Below are 21,254 nucleotides of genomic sequence, written 5' to 3' on the forward strand. Positions count from 1 at the left end.
ACGCCCGGTTACATTCCGAACCCGGAAGCTAAGCCTCACAGCGCCGATGGTACTGCAGGGGGGACCCTGTGGGAGAGTAGGACACCGCCGAACAATCATTCAAAGGGTTGGTCCCTGAACTTTGGTTCAGGGACCAACCCTTTTCTGTTTTGGGCTACTTGACGTTCATGTTCCGCGATCAGCATCCACGGCATGGGTACTGCTGCAATGCTCAGGGCCGCGGGCGTAGGAGTCGGTGACGAGGTCATCGTGCCGGCCTTCGGGAATGTGGAAGTCGCCGGAGCGGTCGCCCTGGCGGGTGCGCTTCCGGTGTTCGCCGACGTCGATCCGGTGACCTACTGCCTCGACCCGGCCGCCGTCGAAGCGGTCGTCACCGCGCGCACCGCGGCGGTTGTCGTCGTGCATCGCTTCGGTCGGCCGGCGGATGTCGGGCGGTTGCACGGGGTGGGGCAGCGGCAAGGGCTGCTGGTGCTGGAACAGGGGGAGTCCGAGGCGCCGTACGACGAGATCGCGCAGCGTCGGGAGCGGGCTGCCTACCTGGACGGCAGGCTGCGCGGGGTGCGGATGCCGGACGGCGGGGACGGGCACACCTATCAGCAGTACGTCGTGCGGGTGCCGGGCAACGGCCGGCCCGACCGGGACGCCTTCGCAAGAGCCCTGCGCGGAAAGGGAGTCGAGTGCCGGGTACCGGTGAAGACCCCCCTGCACCGGCTGCCCGAGTTCCGGCGCCGTGTGTCGCTGCCCGAGACCGAGCTTGCGGCGGACGAGACCCTCGCGCTGCCGGTGGACGCCTCGTTGACCAAGCGGGACATGCAGCGGATCGTGTCCGCCTGCAACGCACTCGGCGGACTGCTGCAACCGGCCTTCTGAACGAGTTTGGGAACACCGGCCAGTTCAGGGTACGATCTGTTCTGTTGCCGCGAGGGAAACCTCGAAAAGTGACCAGCCCCCTTAGCTCAGTCGGCAGAGCGTCTCCATGGTAAGGAGAAGGTCAACGGTTCGATTCCGTTAGGGGGCTCCACAAAGAAAGCCTCCGCCCTTTCGGGCGGGGGCTTTCTTCATGTTCTGTGTGCTTTCTTCTCACGCCACGCGCATCGCCAGGATCGCCATGTCGTCGGAAGGGGCGTCGGACGCGAAGCGTTCCACCGCGCGCATGATGCGGGCCGCGACCGCGCCGGCGGTGAGACCCGTACAGGTGGTGAGGACGTCGGCGAGACCGTCGTCGCCCAGCATGCGGGTGCCCTCACGGCGTTCCGTGACGCCGTCCGTGACGCAGAGCAGGACGTCGCCCGGGTCCAGGGTGACCGTCTGCTCGTAGAGCTCCAGGTCCTCCATGACGCCCAGGAGCGGCTGCGGTTCGGCGGCCGGCTCCACGGTGCCGTCCTGGCGCAGGCGCAGGGGGAGCGGGTGGCCGGCGCAGACCACCTTCAGCTCGGCGCTGCCGTCCTCCTGCGGACGCATCTCGCCGTAGAGGAGGGTCAGGAAGCGGCTGCGGGCGCCCTCGTCGAGGATGGCCGAGTTGAGGCGCTCCAGGACGGCCGGGCCGCTGAGGCCCTCGCGGGCCAGCAGGCGCAGGGCGTGGCGGGCCAGGCCGGTCACCGCCGCCGCGTTGGGGCCCGTGCCGCAGACGTCGCCGATGGCGAAGCCGTACGCGCCGTCGCTGATGGGGAAGACGTCGTAGAAGTCACCGCCGACCTCGTTGCCCTCGCCGGCCGCGCGGTAGATGACCTCGACCTCGACGCCGTCGATCTCGGGCAGTTCCGGCGGCAACAGGCTGCGCTGGAGGGCCTGGCTGATGGCCGTGCGCTCCGAGTAGAGGCGGGCGTTGTCGAGGGCGAGGGCCGCTCGGCGGCTCAAGTCCTCGGCCAGTTCAAGGATTTCCTGGCGGAAGTGCTCGTCGGTGGGCTTGCCGAGGGTCAGCATACCGATGACGCGGTTGCGGGCGACCAGGGGGAGCACGACCGTCTCGCCGCCCACCGCCGAGGCGGTGGCGAGCGTGGGGCCGATGCCGGACGCCACCTGGTGGGTCGGGCCGCCGCTCAGGCCGAGGCTGCGCATCGAGCTGCGCAGGGCCGCGTCGTGGGCCGCGGCGGCCGGGGCTCCCCAGACCCGGGCGCCGGGGGTGGGGACCGGGTCGGGCGGCGCGATCTTCGACAGCAGCGACTTGATCCCGTCGATGAACTCCTCGTCCTCGTGCAGGACGTACGACAGGTAGGGATCGGAGGCCTGGTCGGCGATGGTGTAGACCGCGCACCAGGTGGCCAGGGTCGGAACGGTCATCTGGGCCATGAGCGCCAGGGTCTGGTCGCGGTCCAGGGTGCCGGCGAGGAGGTCGGAGGCCTCGACGAGGAAGCTGAGGGAGCCTCGGCGCAGGCGTTCCAGCTCGCCGAGGCGCGCCGACTCGACGGCCAGGGCGATGCGGTCGGCCGCGAACTGCAGGCGCAGCGCCTCCTCGTTGGAGTAGCGGCCGGAAGCCTCCGCCGCGACGCCGAGGGAGCCCGTGAGACGGCCCTCGACCTTCAGCGGGACCGTGACGACCGAGCGCATGCCCGTGCCGTTGAGCAGGGGGACGGCGCCGGGGACGGCCAGAAGGTCCTCGTGGACGGCCGGCATGCGGGCCGAGCCGTAGCGGCCGGGTCCCGCCTCGACGGGGACGCGCGCGAAGCGCTGGCGGGCGGAGGGCAGGCCCGTGGAGGCGCGGACCTCCAGCTCCGTCTCGTCGTCGGTCGCCAGGAGGAGGAAGGCCGAGTCGCCGTCGAGCATGTCCCGGGCGCGCTCCACCGTCCGCTGGAGGAGACCGTCGAGGTCGTCCGGGGCCGGGGAGCCGATGAAGACCTCGAAGGGGTCTGCGTTCTGGCCGTCCGAGGCGGTGGACGGGTCGGACGCCGGGCCGCGCGACGGGGTCTGCAGGACCGCGCGCTCGTGGTCGCGGACGAGCAGACAGACCGTGGAGGGCTCGCCGTCGGTGTCGCGGACGCGCAGGTGGGAGGCGTACACGGGGATGACACGGCCGCTGGCGCCGCGGATGCCGTAGCTGCCCTCCCAGCGGGAGAGCTGGAGGGCTTCGACGATGCCGGTGCTGGTGCCGGGCGTGTGCGGCCAGGCGGCGAGGTCGGTGAGGGGTTTGCCGGTGACCTGGTCGGCCGAGTAGCCGAAGAGCTCCTCGGCGTCCTCGTTCCAGGCCGAGATGGCGCCCGTGCGGTCGATCTGGACGACCGCCACGCGCACCCGGCTGTCGGCGAGCGGCAGGAGGTCGGCCGGGAGGGACGGTCCCGCCGTGCGCGTGCCGACCGGGCGGTCGGGCAGGTCGAGCTGGAACCAGACCTGCTTGTGGGTGGGGGTGTACTCGACGCCCCAGCGGCCGGCGATGGCCGCGCACAGCTGGAGGCCGCGGCCGCCCTCGCGGTCCGGGCTGCCCATGGTGGCGAGCGAGCCCTGAAGAGGAATCTCACGTTCGGGATACCGGTCGGACACCTCGATGCGCACGCCGTCGGCGCTGCGCAGACACAGCACGTCGGCGTGGGTGCCCGCGTGGACGACCGCGTTGGTCACCAGTTCGCTGGTGAGGACCACGGCGTCGTCGATGATGTCGGCGAACCCCCAGCCCTGGAGGGTGTCGCGGACGAAGGCGCGGGCGGTCGCCACCGATCTCCCGACGGGCTCGAAGCTGGCAGCCGCGCGCGCGGTGATCACTGGACTCCTCGGCCGGTCGTCGACGTGCAGGGCTCCCTGGCCGGACAGGTCGCCTCGCTGATGGGGCGGGCGCGTGCTGGAAGGCCGGGGGTCCGGGGTCTGTCCCCCCGGGATCAGTCCGGTGGTCATGTGTGCGGCCGCCCCTCCGATGCCCGCTCGTGCTCGTGCCACCGCCCAGGCCGGTCGGACCGGCGTGGCTGGACAGCCGCATGCAAGGTTACTTACCTTCCCGGCCCGTACGGATGCCGGTCGCCAGTGTTTCCGCCCGAGGGTGTGCGGACGATGTGCGAAGCTGCCGAACTGTTATGGCCTGGTTCGGCAAGGGTGAAACACTGGGCAGGCTTCTTGTGAAGGTCCGGGCAGACTGGGTGTCTTCTGAGTACAGGGGGCAGCAGCCTCCCGGGTCGGCCTGGTTTCATCGGGCGGAATGCCGAGTGGCACCAGGTAGGGCGAGCAGTAGCACCCAGGCACGGCGGTAACGGTCGATCCCTGTGGGAGGGACAAGTGGAGTCTGGCGCAGCGACGCGGGGCACTAAGACGCGCGCGAAAGGCGGACAGTCTCTGAGCAGGCCGCGTACACCACGCGGCGGGACGACCGTCGTGGACACGGCGGCCCTGGACCGGCTGCTGGGGGCCCTCGGCTCCATGCGGGACGGCAATTTCCGCAAGCGGCTCACGGTGTCGGGCGACGGCGTGATGTCGGAGATCGCGGCCGTGTTCAACGAGGTCGCGGACCGGAACCTGCATCTCACGGGTGAGCTCTCGCGCGTCCGGCGGATGGTGGGCCGGGAGGGAAAGCTCACCGAGCGGCTGGAGACGGGCGCCTGCGAGGGGTCCTGGGCGACGGCCGTCGACAACTCGAACGCGCTGGTCGACGACCTCGTACGGCCTGTCTCCGAGGTCGGGCGGGTGCTGTCGGCGGTCGCCGAGGGTGATCTGTCGCCGCGGATGGAGCTCCGGACGCAGACGGCGGAGGGGACCGGGCATCCGCTGCGCGGCGAGTTCCTGAAGGTCGGGCGGACGGTCAACAACCTCGTCGACCAGCTCTCCACGTTCACCGACGAGGTCACGCGGGTGGCCAGCGAGGTGGGGACCGAGGGCAAGCTGGGCGGTCAGGCCCAGGTGCGCGGCATGTCGGGCTCGTGGAAGGACCTCACCGAGTCCGTCAACACGATGGCGTACCGGCTGACGGCGCAGGTGCGGGACATCGCGCTGGTGACGACGGCGGTGGCCAAGGGTGATCTGTCACGGAAGGTGACGGTTCACGTCGAGGGCGAGATGCTCGAGCTGAAGAACACCGTCAACACGATGGTGGACCAGCTCTCCGCGTTCTCGGTCGAGGTGACCCGGGTCGCCCGCGAGGTGGGCACCGAGGGCATCCTCGGCGGCCAGGCGCAGGTGTCCGGCGTGGACGGTGTGTGGAAGGAACTCACCGATTCGGTGAACACCATGGCCGGGAACCTGACGGCCCAGGTGCGCGGGATCGCGGAGGTGACGACGGCGGTCGCCAACGGCGATCTGTCGCAGAAGGTGACGGTGTCGGCGCGCGGTGAGGTCGCTCAGCTCGCGGACACGATCAACCAGATGACGGAGACGCTGCGGACCTTCGCCGACGAGGTCACGCGGGTGGCCAACGAGGTGGGCGCCGCGGGGCAGCTGGGCGGCCAGGCGAACGTGCCGGGGGCCGCGGGCACCTGGAAGGACCTGACGGACTCCGTCAACACCGTCTTCCGGAACCTCACCACGCAGGTGCGGGACATCGCGGCCGTGACGACGGCCGTGGCCAGCGGTGATCTGTCGCAGAAGGTCACGGTGGACGTGGCCGGCGAGATGCTGGAGCTGAAGAACACCGTCAACGGGATGGTCGACCAGCTGTCGGCCTTCGGCGCCGAGGTGACGCGCGTGGCGCGGGAGATCGGGGTCGAGGGTGAGCTGGGCGGTCAGGCGCAGGTGTCGGGCGCGGCCGGCACGTGGAAGGACCTGACGGACTCCGTCAACACGGCGTTCCGGAATCTCACCGGACAGGTGAGGAACATCGCGCAGGTCACCACGGCCGTGGCCAACGGTGATCTGTCGCAGAAGGTCACGGTGGACGTCTCCGGCGAGATGGCCCAGCTGAAGAACACCGTGAACACGATGGTGGACCAGCTGTCGTCGTTCGCCGACCAGGTGACCCGGATGGCCCGGGACGTGGGCACCGAGGGCCGGCTGGGCGGACAGGCCCGGGTGGACGGCGTGTCGGGCACCTGGAAGGAGCTGACGGACTCCGTCAACTCGATGGCCGGGAACCTGACCTCCCAGGTGCGCAACATCGCGCAGGTGACGACGGCCGTCGCGCGCGGTGACCTGTCGCAGAAGATCGACGTGGACGCGCGCGGGGAGATCCTCGAGCTGAAGAACACCATCAACACGATGGTCGACCAGCTCTCCGCCTTCGCCGACCAGGTGACCCGGGTGGCGCGGGACGTGGGCACCGAGGGCCGGCTGGGCGGGCAGGCGCAGGTGCCCGGCGTGGCCGGTGTGTGGCGGGACCTGACGGACTCGGTGAACGGCATGGCCGGCAACCTCACCGCCCAGGTGCGCAACATCGCCCAGGTCGCCACCGCCGTGGCCCGCGGTGACCTGTCGCAGAAGATCACCGTGGACGCGCGCGGGGAGATCCTCGAGCTGAAGAACACCCTGAACACGATGGTCGACCAGCTGTCGTCGTTCGCCCAGGAGGTCACGCGAGTGGCCCGTGAGGTGGGTACGGAGGGGCAGCTCGGCGGACAGGCCGAGGTGCAGGGTGTCTCCGGCACCTGGAAGGACCTCACGCAGTCCGTGAACTTCATGGCGAACAACCTGACGATCCAGGTGCGCCAGATCGCCGAGGTCACGACCGCGGTCGCCAAGGGCGATCTGTCGAAGAAGATCACGGTCGACGCCAAGGGCGAGATCCTGGAGCTCGTCACCACCGTGAACACGATGGTCGACCAGCTGTCGTCGTTCGCCGAGCAGGTGACCCGGGTGGCCCGCGAGGTGGGCACCGAGGGCATCCTGGGCGGCCAGGCGCACGTGCCCGGCGTCACGGGCATCTGGAAGGACCTCAGCGGCAACGTCAACCTGATGGCCAAGAACCTGACCATGCAGGTGCGCAACATCTCCCAGGTCGCGGCGGCCGTCGCCAACGGCGACCTGACGCGGCAGGTGACGATCGAGGCGCGCGGTGAGGTCCAGCAGCTCGCCGACACCTTCAACACGATGGTGAAGACGCTGAGCTCGTTCGCCGAGCAGGTCACCAAGGTGGCCCGTGAGGTGGGCACGGACGGCATCCTGGGCGGTCAGGCGCATGTGCCGGGTGTGGCGGGCACGTGGAAGGACCTCACCGACTCGGTGAACGGCATGGCGTCGAACCTGACCGGCCAGGTGCGCAACATCGCCATGGTCACGACGGCCATCGCCAAGGGCGACCTGACGAAGAAGATCGACATCGACGCGCGCGGGGAGATCCTCGAGCTGAAGACAACGATCAACACGATGGTCGACCAGCTGTCGTCGTTCGCCGAGGAGGTCACCCGGGTGGCCCGCGAGGTGGGCACCGAGGGGCAGCTGGGCGGTCAGGCACGCGTGCGGGACGTCGACGGCACCTGGCGCGACCTGACCGAGTCGGTGAACGAGATGGCCGGGAACCTGACCCGGCAGGTGCGTGCCATCGCGCGCGTGGCGACCGCGGTGACCCGCGGCGACCTGAACCTGAAGATCGACGTGGACGCGTCCGGCGAGATCCAGGAACTCCAGGACTACATCAACAAGATGATCGCCAACCTGCGCGACACCACGATCGCCAACAAGGAGCAGGACTGGCTCAAGGGCAACCTCGCGCGCGTGTCCGCCCTGATGCAGGGCCGGCGCGACCTCCAGGACGTCGCGTCGCTGATCATGAGCGAGCTGCCGCCCCTGGTGGCCGCGCAGCACGGCGCGTTCTTCCTGGCGATGCCGCCGGCCGAGGGCGGCACGGACCTGTACGAGCTGCGGATGCTGGGCTCGTACGGCTACTCGATGGGCTCCATGCCGACGTCGTTCCGGCCCGGTGAGGCGCTGGTCGGGACGGCGGCGGAGGAGAAGCGGACGATTCTCGTCGCGAACGCCCCGACCGGCTATCTGAAGATCTCCTCGGGGCTCGGCGAGGCGCCGCCCGCGCAGGTGATCGTGTTGCCGGTGCTGTTCGAGGGCCAGGTGCTCGGGGTGATCGAGCTGGCGTCGTTCACGCCGTTCACGCAGATCCAGAAGGACTTCCTGAACCAGCTGGCCGAGATGATCGCGACCAGCGTCAACACGATCTCCGTCAACACCAAGACGGAGCAGCTGCTGAAGCAGTCGCAGGAGCTCACCGAGCAACTGCGCGAGCGTTCGGCGGAGTTGGAGCAGCGGCAGAAGGCCCTTCAGGCGTCCAACGCCGAACTGGAGGAGAAGGCCGAGCTGCTGGCCCAGCAGAACCGTGACATCGAGGTGAAGAACACCGAGATCGAGGAGGCGCGGCAGGTCCTGGAGGAGCGTGCCGAGCAACTCGCGGTGTCGATGCGGTACAAGAGCGAGTTCCTCGCCAACATGTCGCACGAGCTGCGCACCCCGCTCAACTCGCTGCTGATCCTGGCCAAGCTGCTCGCCGACAACGCGGACACCAACCTGACGCCGAAGCAGGTCGAGTTCGCCGAGACGATCCACGGCGCCGGGTCCGACCTGCTCCAGCTGATCAACGACATCCTGGACCTGTCGAAGGTCGAGGCGGGCAAGATGGACGTCTCTCCGACGCGGATCGCGCTCGTCCAGCTGGTCGACTACGTGGAGGCCACCTTCCGTCCGCTGACGGCGGAGAAGGGCCTCGACCTGTCGGTGCGGGTGTCGCCGGAACTGCCGGCCACGCTGCACACCGACGAACAGCGGCTGCTCCAGGTGCTGCGCAACCTGCTGTCCAACGCGGTGAAGTTCACCGACTCCGGGTCGGTCGAGCTGGTCATCCGGCCGGCCGGGGCGGAGGTGCCGGTGGCGATCCGGGAGCAGTTGCTCGAGGCCGGTTCGCTGACCGACGCGGACGCGCCGCTGATCGCGTTCTCGGTGACCGACACCGGCATCGGGATCGCCGCGAGCAAGATGCGGGTGATCTTCGAGGCGTTCAAGCAGGCGGACGGCACCACCAGCCGCAAGTACGGCGGCACCGGCCTCGGGCTGTCGATCTCGCGGGAGATCGCGCAGTTGCTCGGCGGTGAGATCCACGCGCAGAGCGAGACGGGCCGTGGTTCGACGTTCACTCTCTATCTGCCGCTGCACCCGAGCGAGCTGCCGCCGCAGGGCTACCAGCAGGTCGTGCCCGCGCTGGAGGCCGGTGACCTGGTGGCCTCGGAGAGCGGGGCCCGCGAGGCGTCGGAGCTGTCCGAGGCCGAGATCGAGACCCCGGCCGAGGTGCGGTCGTACCAGGACGCGCAGAACGGGCCGGCGGCTCTCTTCCGGCGGCGGCGCCGGCTGGTGAGCGGCGGCGAGCAGGTGGGGCGGCCGGAGCAGTGGCCGGCCCGCGCGCAGGAGGCGGGTGCGCCCACGCGCGTGGGCATCCGGTTCGGCGGCGAGAAGGTGTTGATCGTCGACGACGACATCCGCAACGTGTTCGCGCTGACCAGCGTCCTGGAGCAGCACGGGCTGTCGGTGCTGTACGCGGAGAACGGCCGTGAGGGCATCGAGGTCCTGGAGCAGCACGACGACGTGGCGGTCGTCCTGATGGACATCATGATGCCGGAGATGGACGGCTACGCGACGACCACGGCCATCCGCAGGATGCCGCAGTTCTCCGGGCTGCCGATCATCGCGCTGACCGCGAAGGCGATGAAGGGCGACCGGGAGAAGGCGATCGAGTCGGGCGCCTCCGACTACGTGACCAAGCCGGTCGACCCCGATCACCTGCTGTCGGTGATGCGGCAGTGGATGCGGGACGAGTGAGGGGATCCACGGCGTGACGGGAACCTTCGGAGGGCGCCCGGAGTTGCTGACTCAGGGTGTCCGTTGTCGTGTAGCGGGACGGAATTCGGGGAACCTTCTGGTCTCCTGCTGCGTTCCTGCTACGTGCACAGTGACATCACGGTGACAGGGTGTGGCGACGGTCGGGGTGCGGCTACCATGACCGGCACAAGGAAGGGCGGCGCAACGGAGTCGTCCCCAGGGGCGGCGCCCGGTGCACTGCCGGGGCGAGGAGGGCGGGCCATGGTGCAGAAGGCCAAGATCCTCCTGGTCGATGACCGGCCGGAGAATCTGCTGGCGCTGGAGGCGATCCTCTCTGCGCTCGATCAGACGCTGGTGCGGGCATCGTCCGGGGAAGAGGCGCTGAAAGCACTGCTGACGGACGACTTCGCGGTCATTCTGCTGGACGTTCAGATGCCGGGAATGGACGGCTTCGAGACGGCCGCGCACATCAAGCGGCGGGAGCGGACCAGGGACATCCCGATCATCTTCCTCACCGCGATCAACCACGGGCCGCACCACACCTTCCGCGGGTACGCGGCGGGCGCGGTCGACTACATCTCCAAGCCGTTCGACCCGTGGGTGCTGCGCGCGAAGGTCTCGGTGTTCGTCGAGCTCTACATGAAGAACTGCCAGCTGCGCGAGCAGGCGGCGCTGCTGCGGTTGCAGTTGGAAGGCGGTGGCGGCAAGGCCGCGGCGGCCGGTGGCGTCAAGGAGTCCGCGGGGCTGCTCGCGGAGCTCTCCGCGCGGCTCGCGGCCGTCGAGGAGCAGGCCGAGGCCCTGTCCAAGCAGCTGGACGACGAGTCCGCGGACGCGGCGGCGGTGGCCACGGCGGCGCACCTGGAGCGCAAACTCACCGGCCTGCGCCGGGCGCTGGACGCACTGGAGCCGGGCACCGGCAGCGGCACGGCCGCGGTGCCGTCGCCGAACTGAACGGAACTGACGCGTGCGACGCATCGAGTTGTGCGTGAGGGCGCGTCAGTTCCACCTCCAGGGAAGGCCGACGGGTCAGTTCCGCGCCTTCGGGAGTGCGACACGAACGGGTGAAGCAGTGGGCACACGTGTCCGCTGTGGTCTCCACCGGTAACCTCACACCCATGGCCTCACGTCCGTCCGCCGCCAAGAAGCAGCCCGCCAAGAAGGCGGCTGCTCCCGTGAAGGCTCCGGCGAAGAGGGCCGCCGCCAAAAAAGCCCCGGCGAAGAAGGCGCCCGCCAGGAAAGCCGCGGCCAGGAAACCCGCGCCCGCGCCGGCCCCGAGCCCCACGGGCGGCGTCTACCGGCTGGTGCGTGCCGTCTGGCTCGGGCTGGCGCACGCCGTCGGCGCCGTGTTCCGCGGCATAGGGAACGGCGCGAAGAACCTCGACCCGGCGCACCGCAAGGACGGCGTCGCGCTGCTGTTGTTCGCCCTCGCGCTGATCGTCGCCGCGGGGACCTGGGCGGACCTGCGCGGACCGGTCGGCGACCTCGTCGAGATTCTGGTGACCGGCTCCTTCGGGCGGCTCGACCTGCTGGTGCCGATCCTGCTGGCCGTCATCGCCGTGCGCTTCGTCCGGCACCCCGAGAAGCCCGAGGCCAACGGCCGTATCGTGATCGGCCTGTCCGCGCTCGTCATCGGCGTGCTCGGCCAGGTCCACATCGCCTGCGGCGCGCCCGCCCGCAGTGGTGGCATGCAGGCGATAAGGGACGCGGGCGGACTCATCGGCTGGGGCGCGGCGACCCCGCTGACGTACACCATGGGCGAGGTCCTCGCCGTCCCGCTGCTGGTGCTGCTCACGGTCTTCGGTCTGCTGGTCGTCACGGCCACCCCGGTCAACGCGATCCCGCAGCGGCTGCGGCAGCTCGGCGTGCGGCTGGGCGTGCTGCACGACCCGGCGGCCGACGAGTACGACGACGTCGACGACGAGCGCTACGACGAGCAGTGGCGCGAGGCGCTGCCCGGACGCTCCCGCCGGCGCGCGGGGGGCGCCGAGGCGTACGACCCCGAGGACGCCGAGCAGGAGGCGCTCTCCCGGCGCCGTGGCCGCCCCAGGCGCTCCGCGGTGCCGCAGCCGTCCATGGACCGGCGGCTGGACGCCGTGGACATCGCCGCGGCCGCCGCGGCGGACCTCGACGGCGCGGTGCTGCACGGCATGCCGCCCTCGCGGATCGTCGCCGACCTGACCCAGGGCGTGAGCGGCGGCGACGGGGAGCCGACCACGCCGACGCCCGTCCCGGCGCCGGCCTCGAGGCCCCGGCAGGAGAAGCTCAAGACGGGCGGCGGATCGGTCCCCGACCTGACCAAGTCGGCCCCCCAGGAGCCGCGCGATCTCCCGGCGCGCGCCGAGCAGCTCCAGCTGTCCGGAGACATCACCTACTCGCTGCCGTCGCTCGACCTGCTGGAGCGCGGCGGGCCCGGCAAGGCGCGCAGCGCGGCCAACGACGCCGTCGTCGCCTCGCTGACGAACGTCTTCACCGAGTTCAAGGTCGACGCGGCGGTCACGGGCTTCACGCGCGGGCCGACGGTCACCCGTTACGAGATCGAGCTCGGCCCGGCCGTGAAGGTCGAGCGGATCACGGCGCTGGCGAAGAACATCGCGTACGCCGTCGCCAGCCCCGACGTGCGGATCATCAGCCCGATCCCGGGCAAGTCCGCGGTCGGCATCGAGATCCCGAACACCGACCGGGAGATGGTCAACCTCGGCGACGTGCTGCGGCTCGCGGACGCGGCCGAGGACGACCACCCGATGCTGGTGGCGCTCGGCAAGGACGTCGAGGGCGGCTATGTGATGGCCAACATGGCGAAGATGCCGCACGTCCTGGTGGCCGGCGCCACCGGTTCCGGCAAGTCGTCCTGCATCAACTGCCTGATCACGTCGATCATGGTCCGGGCGACCCCGGAGGACGTGCGGCTGGTCCTGATCGACCCCAAGCGCGTCGAACTGACCGCCTACGAGGGCATCCCCCACCTGATCACGCCGATCATCACCAACCCGAAGCGGGCCGCCGAGGCGCTGCAGTGGGTCGTGCGCGAGATGGACCTGCGCTACGACGACCTGGCGGCGTTCGGCTTCCGGCACATCGACGACTTCAACGCGGCCATAAGGAACGGCAAGGTCAAGCCGCCCGAGGGCAGCGAGCGCGAGCTGCAGCCGTACCCGTACCTGCTGGTGATCGTCGACGAGCTGGCCGACCTGATGATGGTCGCGCCGCGTGACGTCGAGGACTCGATCGTGCGGATCACGCAGCTCGCGCGCGCGGCCGGCATCCACCTGGTGCTCGCCACCCAGCGTCCGTCGGTCGACGTCGTCACCGGCCTGATCAAGGCGAACGTGCCCTCGCGGCTCGCCTTCGCCACCTCCTCGCTCGCCGACTCGCGCGTCATCCTCGACCAGCCGGGCGCCGAGAAGCTGATCGGCAAGGGCGACGGACTGTTCCTGCCGATGGGCGCGAACAAGCCGACCCGTATGCAGGGCGCCTTCGTGACCGAGGCCGAGGTCGCGGCCGTCGTCCAGCACTGCAAGGACCAGATGGCGCCGGTCTTCCGGGACGACGTCACGGTGGGCACCAAGCAGAAGAAGGAGATCGACGAGGACATCGGCGACGACCTCGACCTGCTGTGCCAGGCGGCCGAGCTGGTCGTCTCGACGCAGTTCGGCTCGACGTCCATGCTCCAGCGCAAGCTGCGCGTCGGCTTCGCCAAGGCCGGACGGCTGATGGACCTGATGGAGTCACGGAACATCGTCGGGCCCAGCGAGGGTTCCAAGGCGCGTGACGTTCTCGTGAAGCCGGACGAGTTGGACGGCGTTCTCGCCGTGATCCGAGGGGATTCTGGGGGGTAGACGTCAGTCAGGGAAGGGGAGGCCGACCGTGACTCACCCGTTAGGGAGCAGTGGGCAACCGTTTCCCTTTGGCGTACGTCCAGTTGAGCGAGAGGACAGGTGCGGCTCCCCGCCGGGGCCGTAACCGGCCCGTCATCGGTGTGACCGGCCATACCGATGGCGTACAAAGTCGTACCGCCCGGTTGCCCCTCCCTTTGGCACCCCCCCTAGACTGAACCTCCAGCACAGGTGGCTACACGCTCGAAAGGCGCCCCCGTGTCCATCGGCAACTCCCCTGAAGACGAGCGTCCGTTCGAAGACCCGTCCGAGGAAGCCCCCCTCTCCATCGGCCGCGCCCTGAAGCAGGCCCGTATCGCGGCCGGGCTGACCGTCGATGACGTCAGTTCCGCCACCCGGGTCCGCATCGCCATCGTCCGCGCCATCGAGTCCGACGACTTCGCCGCCTGCGGCGGGGACGTCTACGCCCGCGGGCACATCCGGACCCTGGCCAGGGCCGTGCGCCTCGACCCCGCCCCGCTGATCGAGCGCTACGACGACACCCACGGCGGCCGTCCGGCGCCCACCCCGGCCGCGCCCCTCTTCGAGGCGGAACGTATCCGCCCCGAGCGGCGCGGGCCGAACTGGACCGCGGCCATGGTCGCCGCGATCGTCGCCGTGGTCGGCTTCGTCGGCTTCACCGCCTTCTCGGGCGGCGACGACGACGGGTCGAAGGAACAGGTGGCCGAGGGCACCGCGCCCGCGACCGGCAAGACCGCCTCACCCACGACGAAGACCGACAAGCCCGCCGGCGAGAAGCCGGAGCCCTCCGACAGCGCCATCGCCGCGGCCCCCCAGGACAAGGTGACCGTCCAGGTCAGCGCTGCCGACGGCCGCAGCTGGGTCGCCGTCAAGGACCACAACGGCCGGCTGCTCTTCGACGGGCTCCTCAAGAAGGGCGACTCCAAGACCTTCCAGGACAGCGAGAAGATCAACCTCGTCCTCGGCGACGCCGGCGCGATCGATCTCTACGTCAACGGCAAGAAGCTCGACGACGACTTCCGGCCCGGTGCCGTGGAGCGGCTGACGTACACGAAGGGCGACCCCAAGGTCGGATGACCCGGGCGTGCCTTCGGGTGTACGGGGTTGGCGAAGATCGCCAACCCCGTCGACGTTCGGTGTCGGCGGGACAAAGTAGTCTTGAGCCCATGCCTGAACGCCGTACCGTCGCACTCGTCACCCTTGGCTGCGCCCGTAACGAGGTGGACTCGGAGGAGCTCGCAGGCCGTTTGGAGGCGGACGGCTGGCAGCTCGTGGAGGACGCCGAAGACGCGGACGTGGCCGTCGTCAACACCTGCGGTTTCGTCGACGCCGCCAAGAAGGACTCCGTCGACGCCCTGCTGGAGGCCAATGACCTCAAGGGGCATGGCAGAACCCAGGCCGTCGTGGCGGTGGGCTGCATGGCCGAGCGCTACGGCAAGGAACTCGCCGAGGCCCTGCCCGAGGCCGACGGTGTGCTCGGCTTCGACGACTACTCCGACATCTCCGACCGCCTCCAGACCATCCTGAACGGCGGCATCCACGCCTCCCACACCCCGCGCGACCGGCGCAAGCTGCTGCCGATCAGCCCGGCGGAGCGGCAGGAGTCGGCCGCCTCGGTGGCCCTGCCCGGCCACGGGCCGACCGACCTCCCCGAGGGAGTCGCCCCGGCCTCCGGCCCCCGCGCGCCCCTGCGCCGCAGGCTCGACGGCGCCCCGGTGGCCTCGGTCAAGCTCGCCTCCGGCTGCGACCGGCGCTGTTCCTTCTGCGCCATCCCGTCCTTCCGCGGCTCCTTCATCTCCCGCCGGCCGAGCGACGTGCTGAACGAGACGCGCTGGCTGGCCGAGCAGGGCGTCAAGGAGATCATGCTGGTCTCCGAGAACAACACCTCCTACGGCAAGGACCTCGGCGACATCCGGCTCCTGGAGTCGCTGCTGCCCGAGCTGGCGGACGTCGACGGCATCGAGCGGGTGCGGGTCAGCTACCTCCAGCCGGCCGAGATGCGGCCCGGTCTGATCGACGTGCTGACCTCGACGCCGAAGATCGCGCCCTACTTCGACCTGTCCTTCCAGCACTCGGCGCCCGATGTGCTGCGCGCGATGCGCCGCTTCGGTGACACCGACCGCTTCCTGGAACTGCTCGACACCATCCGCAGCAAGGCCCCGCAGGCGGGTGTGCGCTCCAACTTCATCGTCGGCTTCCCCGGTGAGTCGGAGGCCGACCTGGCCGAGCTGGAGCGCTTCCTGAACGGCGCGCGACTCGACGCGATCGGCGTCTTCGGCTACTCCGACGAGGACGGCACCGAGGCCGCGACGTACGACGGCAAGCTCGACGTGGACGTCGTGGCCGAGCGACTGGCCCGCGTCTCCCGGCTCGCCGAGGAGCTCGTCTCGCAGCGCGCCGAGGAGCGGGTCGGCGAGACCGTGCGGGTTCTGGTCGAGTCGGTGGACGAGGAGGGCGTGCACGGCCGCGGGGAGCACCAGGCTCCGGAGACGGACGGCCAGGTGCTGCTCACATCGGGCGAAAACATGAGCGTCGGTCGTATGGTCGAGGCGAAGGTGGTCGGCACGGAAGGTGTCGACCTGGTGGCCGAGCCCCTGCCGGGCTCGTTCGGGTGTAGCGAGGAGGCGGGCAGATGACGGGTGTTCCGGCATCGGCTGCGGGCGGCTCCTCGCAGGCTTCACCGGCTTCGCCGACCCCACCGGGTTCCCAGGCTCCGCAGACCGCTCAGGCGGCGGGCGCCGCGGTGGCTCCCTCGGGAGTGACCGGCGGCGCGGGCTCGGGCGCCGAGCCGGAGGATGCCGGCAGGCCGCCGAGGGCCGCGAAGCTGGCGGCCGCCGCCGTCAACCAGGCGAGCGTCTGGAACATCGCCAACCTGCTGACGATGCTTCGGCTGATCCTGGTGCCCGGCTTCGTCGCCCTGATGCTGGCCGACGGCGGCTACGACCCGGCGTGGCGGGCGTTCGCCTGGGCGGCCTTCGCGATCGCCATGATCACCGACCTGTTCGACGGGCACATCGCGCGGACGTACAACCTCGTCACCGACTTCGGGAAGATCGCCGACCCCATCGCTGACAAGGCGATCATGGGAGCGGCGCTGATCTGCCTCTCCTCGCTCGGCGACCTGCCGTGGTGGGTGACGATCGTGATCCTCGGCCGGGAACTCGGGATCACCCTCCTGCGTTTCCTGGTCATCCGGTACGGCGTCATCCCGGCGAGCCGGGGTGGCAAGCTCAAGACGCTCACCCAGGGCGTGGCGGTCGGGATGTACGTCCTGCCGCTGACGGGCTGGCTGGCCACCCTGCGATGGTGGGCGATGGCCGCCGCGGTCGTCCTGACCGTCGTGACCGGGCTCGACTATGTACGACAGGCCATTGTGCTGCGCAGGCAGGGAATCGCCGAGCGCAAGGCCGCGCTGGAGGAGACGCAGGCGTGAATTCCGCGGCCACCGACGTGGTGCGACTACTCACGGTGAGGCAAGGGACGCTCGCCGTGGCCGAGTCGCTGACCGGTGGCCTGGTCGCGGCGGAGATCACGGCGGTCCCCGGCGCGTCCAAGGTCTTCCGCGGTTCCGTCACCGCCTACGCCACCGACCTCAAGCACGGGCTGCTCGCGGTGGACGCGGACCTGCTGGCCGCGCGCGGGGCCGTGGACGCGCAGGTCGCGGCCCAGATGGCCGCGGGAGTGCGCAAGGTGCTGGGCGCCGACTGGGGCATCGCGACCACCGGCGTCGCCGGCCCCGACCCCCAGGACGGACAGCCGGTGGGCACGGTTTTCGTGGCGGTGGACGGCCCGTTCGCAGCGGGATCCGGTTCTGCCGGCGGCGGAAAAGTGGAGGCCCTGCGGTTGAACGGCGACCGGGCGGAAATTCGTAGAGAGAGTGTACGGAGCGTACTCGCACTGCTCCTCACAGAGCTTGCGGGCGAACACACCGGGAATGAGCGGGCACAGGATACGGAACAGAACGGGGGGTTTTGATGTTTGCAGCCCTGAGTGAACACGACATCGCTCCCCGCACGGCCGCAGCGCGAGGCGGTACGGTGGGGCGTGAAGGATGCGGCTACGCGGTCCGAGGAGGGAGCCACCGATGATTCTGCTCCGTCGCCTGCTGGGTGACGTGCTGCGTCGGCAGCGCCAGCGCCAGGGCCGTACTCTGCGCGAAGTCTCCTCGTCCGCCCGAGTCTCACTCGGCTATCTCTCCGAGGTGGAGCGGGGGCAGAAGGAGGCTTCCTCCGAGCTGCTCTCCGCCATCTGCGACGCGCTGGACGTACGGATGTCCGAGCTCATGCGGGAAGTGAGCGACGAACTCGCTCTCGCCGAGCTGGCTCAGTCTGCTGCCGCCACCCCCAGCGAGCCTGTACCGGCGTCGGTCCGTCCGATGCTGGGTTCCGTGTCGGTGACCGGTGTGCCACCGGAGCGGGTGACCATCAAGGCACCCGCCGAGGCGGTGGACGTGGTCGCCGCGTGACATTCACGCGCGCGGGCGTGTGACGCGTGAGCGTGTGACGCGACACAGGCACGCAGGAATGCATGTGTGAGGCCCCGGCCGGGGCTTCTCCGGAAGATCCGGAGAGGGTGCGGTCGGGGTTTTTCGCGTCTGTCGTCCGTTTGCCGGTGCGGGGCGCCGAGGTCATCGTGGAGGGGCATCTCGGGGGCCAACCACCGGAGGTACCGATGTACGTCGTGAAGAGTCCCCTGTCCGACACCGACCTGAAGACCGTCTCGGAGGCGTTGCAGGGCGCGCTCGTCGACCTGGTCGACCTGTCGCTCGTCGCCAAGCAGGTCCACTGGAACGTCGTCGGGCCGCGTTTCCGGTCCGTCCACCTCCAACTCGACGAGGTCGTGGACGTCGCCCGCACCCACTCCGACACCGTGGCGGAGCGTGCCTCGGCGCTGGGCGTCTCACCGGACGGCCGGGCGGCGACGGTGGCGGCCGGCAGCGGGATCAGCGCGGCGGCGGCGGGCTGGATCAAGGACACCGACGCGGTGGGCACGCTCGTCGCCGCCCTGGGTGCGGTGATCACCCGGATGCGGGAGCGGGTGGCGGCCACGGGCGACGCGGATCCCGTGAGCCAGGACATCTTCATCGGGATCACCGCCGATCTCGAGAAGCATCACTGGATGTTCCAGGCGGAGAGTGTGTGAGGCGGCAGGGGCGTGGGCGGCGGATCGGCTTGTCCGACGCGCCGATGTGCCGCCCGTGCGCCCTGCCGCGAGCGGGGACGGCCGAATAGCGTCGGCCACCGGGCGGGCACGGGGGACCGGGGGTCGCGGGGGACTACCGAGTGCCGCGATCGGGCTCGGGCTGGAGGTGACGGCTGTGGCGGGGCGAATAGCGGAGCGTGGGGCCGTGCTGGGGCTCGGCCTGGGCTTGGGCACGGTGTGGTGGTGGGCCGTCCTGAGGCTCGCCGTGACGCCCGACGCCGGGGCGCTGGAGGGAGCGGTCGCCGCCGGAGGATGGGGGCTGAGCCTGCTGCCCGTGCACTGCGTGGCCAAGGCGCGTGCGGTGGGGGCGGTCGGCGAGGGGCGCTGGAAGGCCGCTTGGCGGGGCGGTGCGGGGGGTGGGAAGGCCGGTGGGGGGTGAGCTGATGGTGGGGCGGTGAGGCGGGGTGTGGGGTGGAGGTGATGCTGCGAGGGAAGCGCCGGACGGACGGCTGTGTGTGGGTGCTGGGGCCCTCCGGGCGGTCGGGGAGTGGCAGCGCCGGGCTGGGTGCTCTCGCGGGCTGAGACGGGGCGGGTGGTGCGGGCGGTGTGGGTGGTGTGGGCGGCGCAGAGGGGCCGGACGGTCGGGTTCGAGGCTCTGTGGGCGGGCGTGCGGGCAGGCGTGTGGACGGGTGGGCAGGCGCCCGGGCGGGCGGCATGTGGGCGGGCAGGCGTGCGTGGTGAGGTTCGGGGGCCGGAGGCGGGGCGGGATCCGGAGGATGGGGGGCCGGGCGGGGCGCAGGTGTGGTGGGGGCTGGGGGCGGTCCGGCCGGTGGTCCGAGGGCCTGGCGTGGGGTTCGGGGGACGTGGTCACCAGGGCATGGCCACGCCGCCGTTCGGGCGCAGGATCTGGCCCGTGGTGAACGCCGACGCGTCCGAGGCCAGGTGGAGGACGGCGTGGGCGATGTCCTCCGGTTCGCCGACCCGGCCCAGGGGCGACATGCGGGACATGAGCGCCTCGGTGTGCGCCTGTGCGCCGGCGTCGTGGCGGTCGGTCATGGGGGTGCGGATCCAGCCCGGGGCGACGGCGTTGACGCGGATGCCGTACCGGCCGACCTCCGTCGCCAGGGTCTTCGTCAGCTGGACCACGGCCGCCTTGGCGGCGCCGTAGCAGAGCAGACCCGGGCCGCCGGTGTCCACGGCGCCCGAGGCCATGGTGACGATGCTCCCGCGAGTGTCGTGGGCCAGCATCAGGCGGGCGGCCTCCTGGCAGGCGTACAGCACTCCCTTGAAGTTGACGGCCAGGACCCGGTCGAGGTCCTTGTCCCGGGTCTCCAGGACGGGGCTGCTGTGCATGATCCCGGCGACGGCCGCCATGACGTCCAGCCGCTCACAGGACTCGACGGCCTGCCGGACCTGGACGCGGTCGGTGACGTCGAGAGGGTGGGTGCGGGCCGTGCCGCCCAGGTCCTTGATCAGCGTCGCCGTCTCGTGCAGGCCCTGTTCGTCGCGGTCCGCGCCGTGCACGGTGGCGCCCGCCTGGGCGAGAAGTACGGCGCAGGCGCGGCCGATTCCGCTTGCGGCGCCGGTGACGAATGCGGTGCGTCCGGTGAGGTCGTACGCCTTGACGGCCATGAAGAGACGGTACGAGGGTTTCTGACGGCCCGTCAATTGGGCTGGAGCCGGTCGGACGTTGTGGTCGGCGCGGCGACGAGGGGCGCGGAGCCGGTCGTCGAGGTGGTCAGCGGATGGTGCGTTGACGGAAGCGGCGCGTCGGCGGGGAGCCCGGTGCGGGGGCGGGGCCGGTCTGACAGGCGGGGCACCAGTAGGTCGGGCGCTCGCGGGAGCCGTCGCCCTGGTCGGCGACCCGGACCGGTGTTCCGCAGCGCAGACAGGGCCGGGGCGCGCGGCCGTAGACGAACAGGTTCTGGCCGCGGCGGCCCGTGGTGTTGCGGACGGGGTCGTCGCGGTTGGCCTCCAGCAGCTTCTTCGCGAGAGCGGGCAGCTTCGCGGCGCGGTCGGCGGGGAGGGCGCCGACGGGGAGCCATGGGGTGACGCCCAGCAGGAAGCAGAGCTCGCTCTTGTACACGTTGCCGATGCCGGCGAGGTTGCGCTGGTCGAGGACGGCCTCGCCGAGGGAGCGGGTGGGTTCCGCCAGGAGGTTGGCGAGGGCCTGCTCGGGGTCCCAGTCGGGGCCCAGCAGGTCGGGGCCCAGGTGACCGACGGCCCGTGACTCGTCGGCGGTGCGCAGCAGTTCGAGGACGGGCAGGCGGTAGCCGACGGCGGCGCGGTCGTGGTTGCCGAGGATCGCCCGGATCTGGTGCGCCGGGCCGCCGGTCCAGCGCTGGTCGTGGGTGAACACCTTCCACGAGCCGTCCATCCGCAGGTGCGAGTGGAGCGTCAGGTCGCCTTCGATCCGGGTGAGGAGATGCTTGCCGCGCGGAGTGACGTCCAGGACGGTGCGGCCGGTGAGGTCGGCGGTGGCGAACTTGGGCACCCGCAGATCGGAGCGGGTCAGCACTTTGCCCGCGAGGGCGTCGTGCAGACGCCTCGCGGCCTGCCAGACCGTGTCACCTTCGGGCATGGGTCAAGGGTGACATG

Annotated in this window: 14 protein-coding genes, 1 tRNA gene and 1 rRNA gene; 13 read left to right on the top strand and 3 right to left on the bottom strand. The window is 70.6% G+C overall.

Annotated features, from left to right (window positions below):
• The 3 genes from rrf to J2X68_RS29485 all read left to right on the top strand — a co-directional run.
• Positions 1–93: ribosomal RNA gene (gene rrf, locus J2X68_RS29475) — 5S ribosomal RNA — on the top strand; the annotation flags it as partial.
• Between the two features lie 114 nt (positions 94–207).
• Positions 208–870 (top strand): DegT/DnrJ/EryC1/StrS family aminotransferase, encoded by a 663-nt coding sequence (locus J2X68_RS29480; protein ID WP_310435754.1) that lies wholly within the window; start codon positions 208–210, stop codon positions 868–870.
• Positions 871–945: 75 nt separating this feature from the next.
• Positions 946–1,021, top strand: a tRNA-Thr gene (locus J2X68_RS29485).
• Positions 1,022–1,080: 59 nt separating this feature from the next.
• Here the strand turns inward: J2X68_RS29485 and J2X68_RS29490 are convergent.
• The gene (locus J2X68_RS29490) at positions 1,081–3,822 is read right to left on the bottom strand and encodes a SpoIIE family protein phosphatase (RefSeq protein WP_310435637.1); all 2,742 of its coding nucleotides are present in this window, start codon (positions 3,820–3,822) and stop codon (positions 1,081–1,083) included.
• Between the two features lie 375 nt (positions 3,823–4,197).
• On the opposite strand from J2X68_RS29490, the gene J2X68_RS29495 reads away from it, so the two are divergent.
• The 10 genes from J2X68_RS29495 to J2X68_RS29540 all read left to right on the top strand — a co-directional run bounded on the left by J2X68_RS29495 (position 4,198) and on the right by J2X68_RS29540 (position 19,095).
• Complete coding sequence (locus tag J2X68_RS29495) at positions 4,198–9,660, top strand: HAMP domain-containing protein (protein WP_310435638.1); 5,463 nt, start codon at positions 4,198–4,200, stop codon at positions 9,658–9,660.
• A 261-nt stretch (positions 9,661–9,921) separates the two neighbouring features.
• Positions 9,922–10,611, top strand: coding sequence for a response regulator (locus J2X68_RS29500; RefSeq protein WP_310435639.1), 690 nt, complete (start codon positions 9,922–9,924; stop codon positions 10,609–10,611).
• A gap of 164 nt (positions 10,612–10,775) precedes the next feature.
• Complete coding sequence (locus tag J2X68_RS29505) at positions 10,776–13,496, top strand: DNA translocase FtsK (protein ID WP_310435640.1); 2,721 nt, start codon at positions 10,776–10,778, stop codon at positions 13,494–13,496.
• A 255-nt stretch (positions 13,497–13,751) separates the two neighbouring features.
• The gene (locus tag J2X68_RS29510) at positions 13,752–14,591 is read left to right on the top strand and encodes a RodZ domain-containing protein (protein ID WP_310435641.1); all 840 of its coding nucleotides are present in this window, start codon (positions 13,752–13,754) and stop codon (positions 14,589–14,591) included.
• 89 nt (positions 14,592–14,680) lie between these two features.
• A complete protein-coding gene (gene rimO, locus J2X68_RS29515; protein WP_310435642.1) occupies positions 14,681–16,150 on the top strand; it encodes a 30S ribosomal protein S12 methylthiotransferase RimO in 1,470 nt (489 codons plus the stop codon).
• Positions 16,147–16,947 (top strand): CDP-diacylglycerol--glycerol-3-phosphate 3-phosphatidyltransferase, encoded by an 801-nt coding sequence (gene pgsA / locus J2X68_RS29520; protein ID WP_310435643.1) that lies wholly within the window; start codon positions 16,147–16,149, stop codon positions 16,945–16,947. The genes rimO and pgsA overlap by 4 nt, the downstream gene beginning before the upstream one ends.
• The gene (locus J2X68_RS29525; RefSeq protein ID WP_310435644.1) at positions 16,944–17,489 is read left to right on the top strand and encodes a CinA family protein; all 546 of its coding nucleotides are present in this window, start codon (positions 16,944–16,946) and stop codon (positions 17,487–17,489) included. The genes pgsA and J2X68_RS29525 overlap by 4 nt, the downstream gene beginning before the upstream one ends.
• A gap of 109 nt (positions 17,490–17,598) precedes the next feature.
• Positions 17,599–17,979, top strand: coding sequence for a helix-turn-helix domain-containing protein (locus J2X68_RS29530; protein ID WP_062650917.1), 381 nt, complete (start codon positions 17,599–17,601; stop codon positions 17,977–17,979).
• Between the two features lie 206 nt (positions 17,980–18,185).
• Entirely contained in the window at positions 18,186–18,656 is a 471-nt protein-coding gene (locus J2X68_RS29535) for a DNA starvation/stationary phase protection protein (protein WP_310435645.1), read from the top strand.
• Positions 18,657–18,831: 175 nt separating this feature from the next.
• The gene (locus J2X68_RS29540) at positions 18,832–19,095 is read left to right on the top strand and encodes a hypothetical protein (protein ID WP_310435646.1); all 264 of its coding nucleotides are present in this window, start codon (positions 18,832–18,834) and stop codon (positions 19,093–19,095) included.
• A 428-nt stretch (positions 19,096–19,523) separates the two neighbouring features.
• Here the strand turns inward: J2X68_RS29540 and J2X68_RS29545 are convergent, their stop codons facing one another.
• Entirely contained in the window at positions 19,524–20,288 is a 765-nt protein-coding gene (locus J2X68_RS29545) for an SDR family NAD(P)-dependent oxidoreductase (RefSeq protein ID WP_310435647.1), read from the bottom strand.
• Positions 20,289–20,394: 106 nt separating this feature from the next.
• A complete protein-coding gene (locus J2X68_RS29550; RefSeq protein ID WP_310435648.1) occupies positions 20,395–21,237 on the bottom strand; it encodes a DNA-formamidopyrimidine glycosylase family protein in 843 nt (280 codons plus the stop codon).
• Between the last annotated feature and the right edge of the window lie 17 nt (positions 21,238–21,254).

The sequence above is a fragment of the Streptomyces sp. 3330 genome (genome assembly GCF_031456635.1).
Classification (GTDB): domain Bacteria; phylum Actinomycetota; class Actinomycetes; order Streptomycetales; family Streptomycetaceae; genus Streptomyces.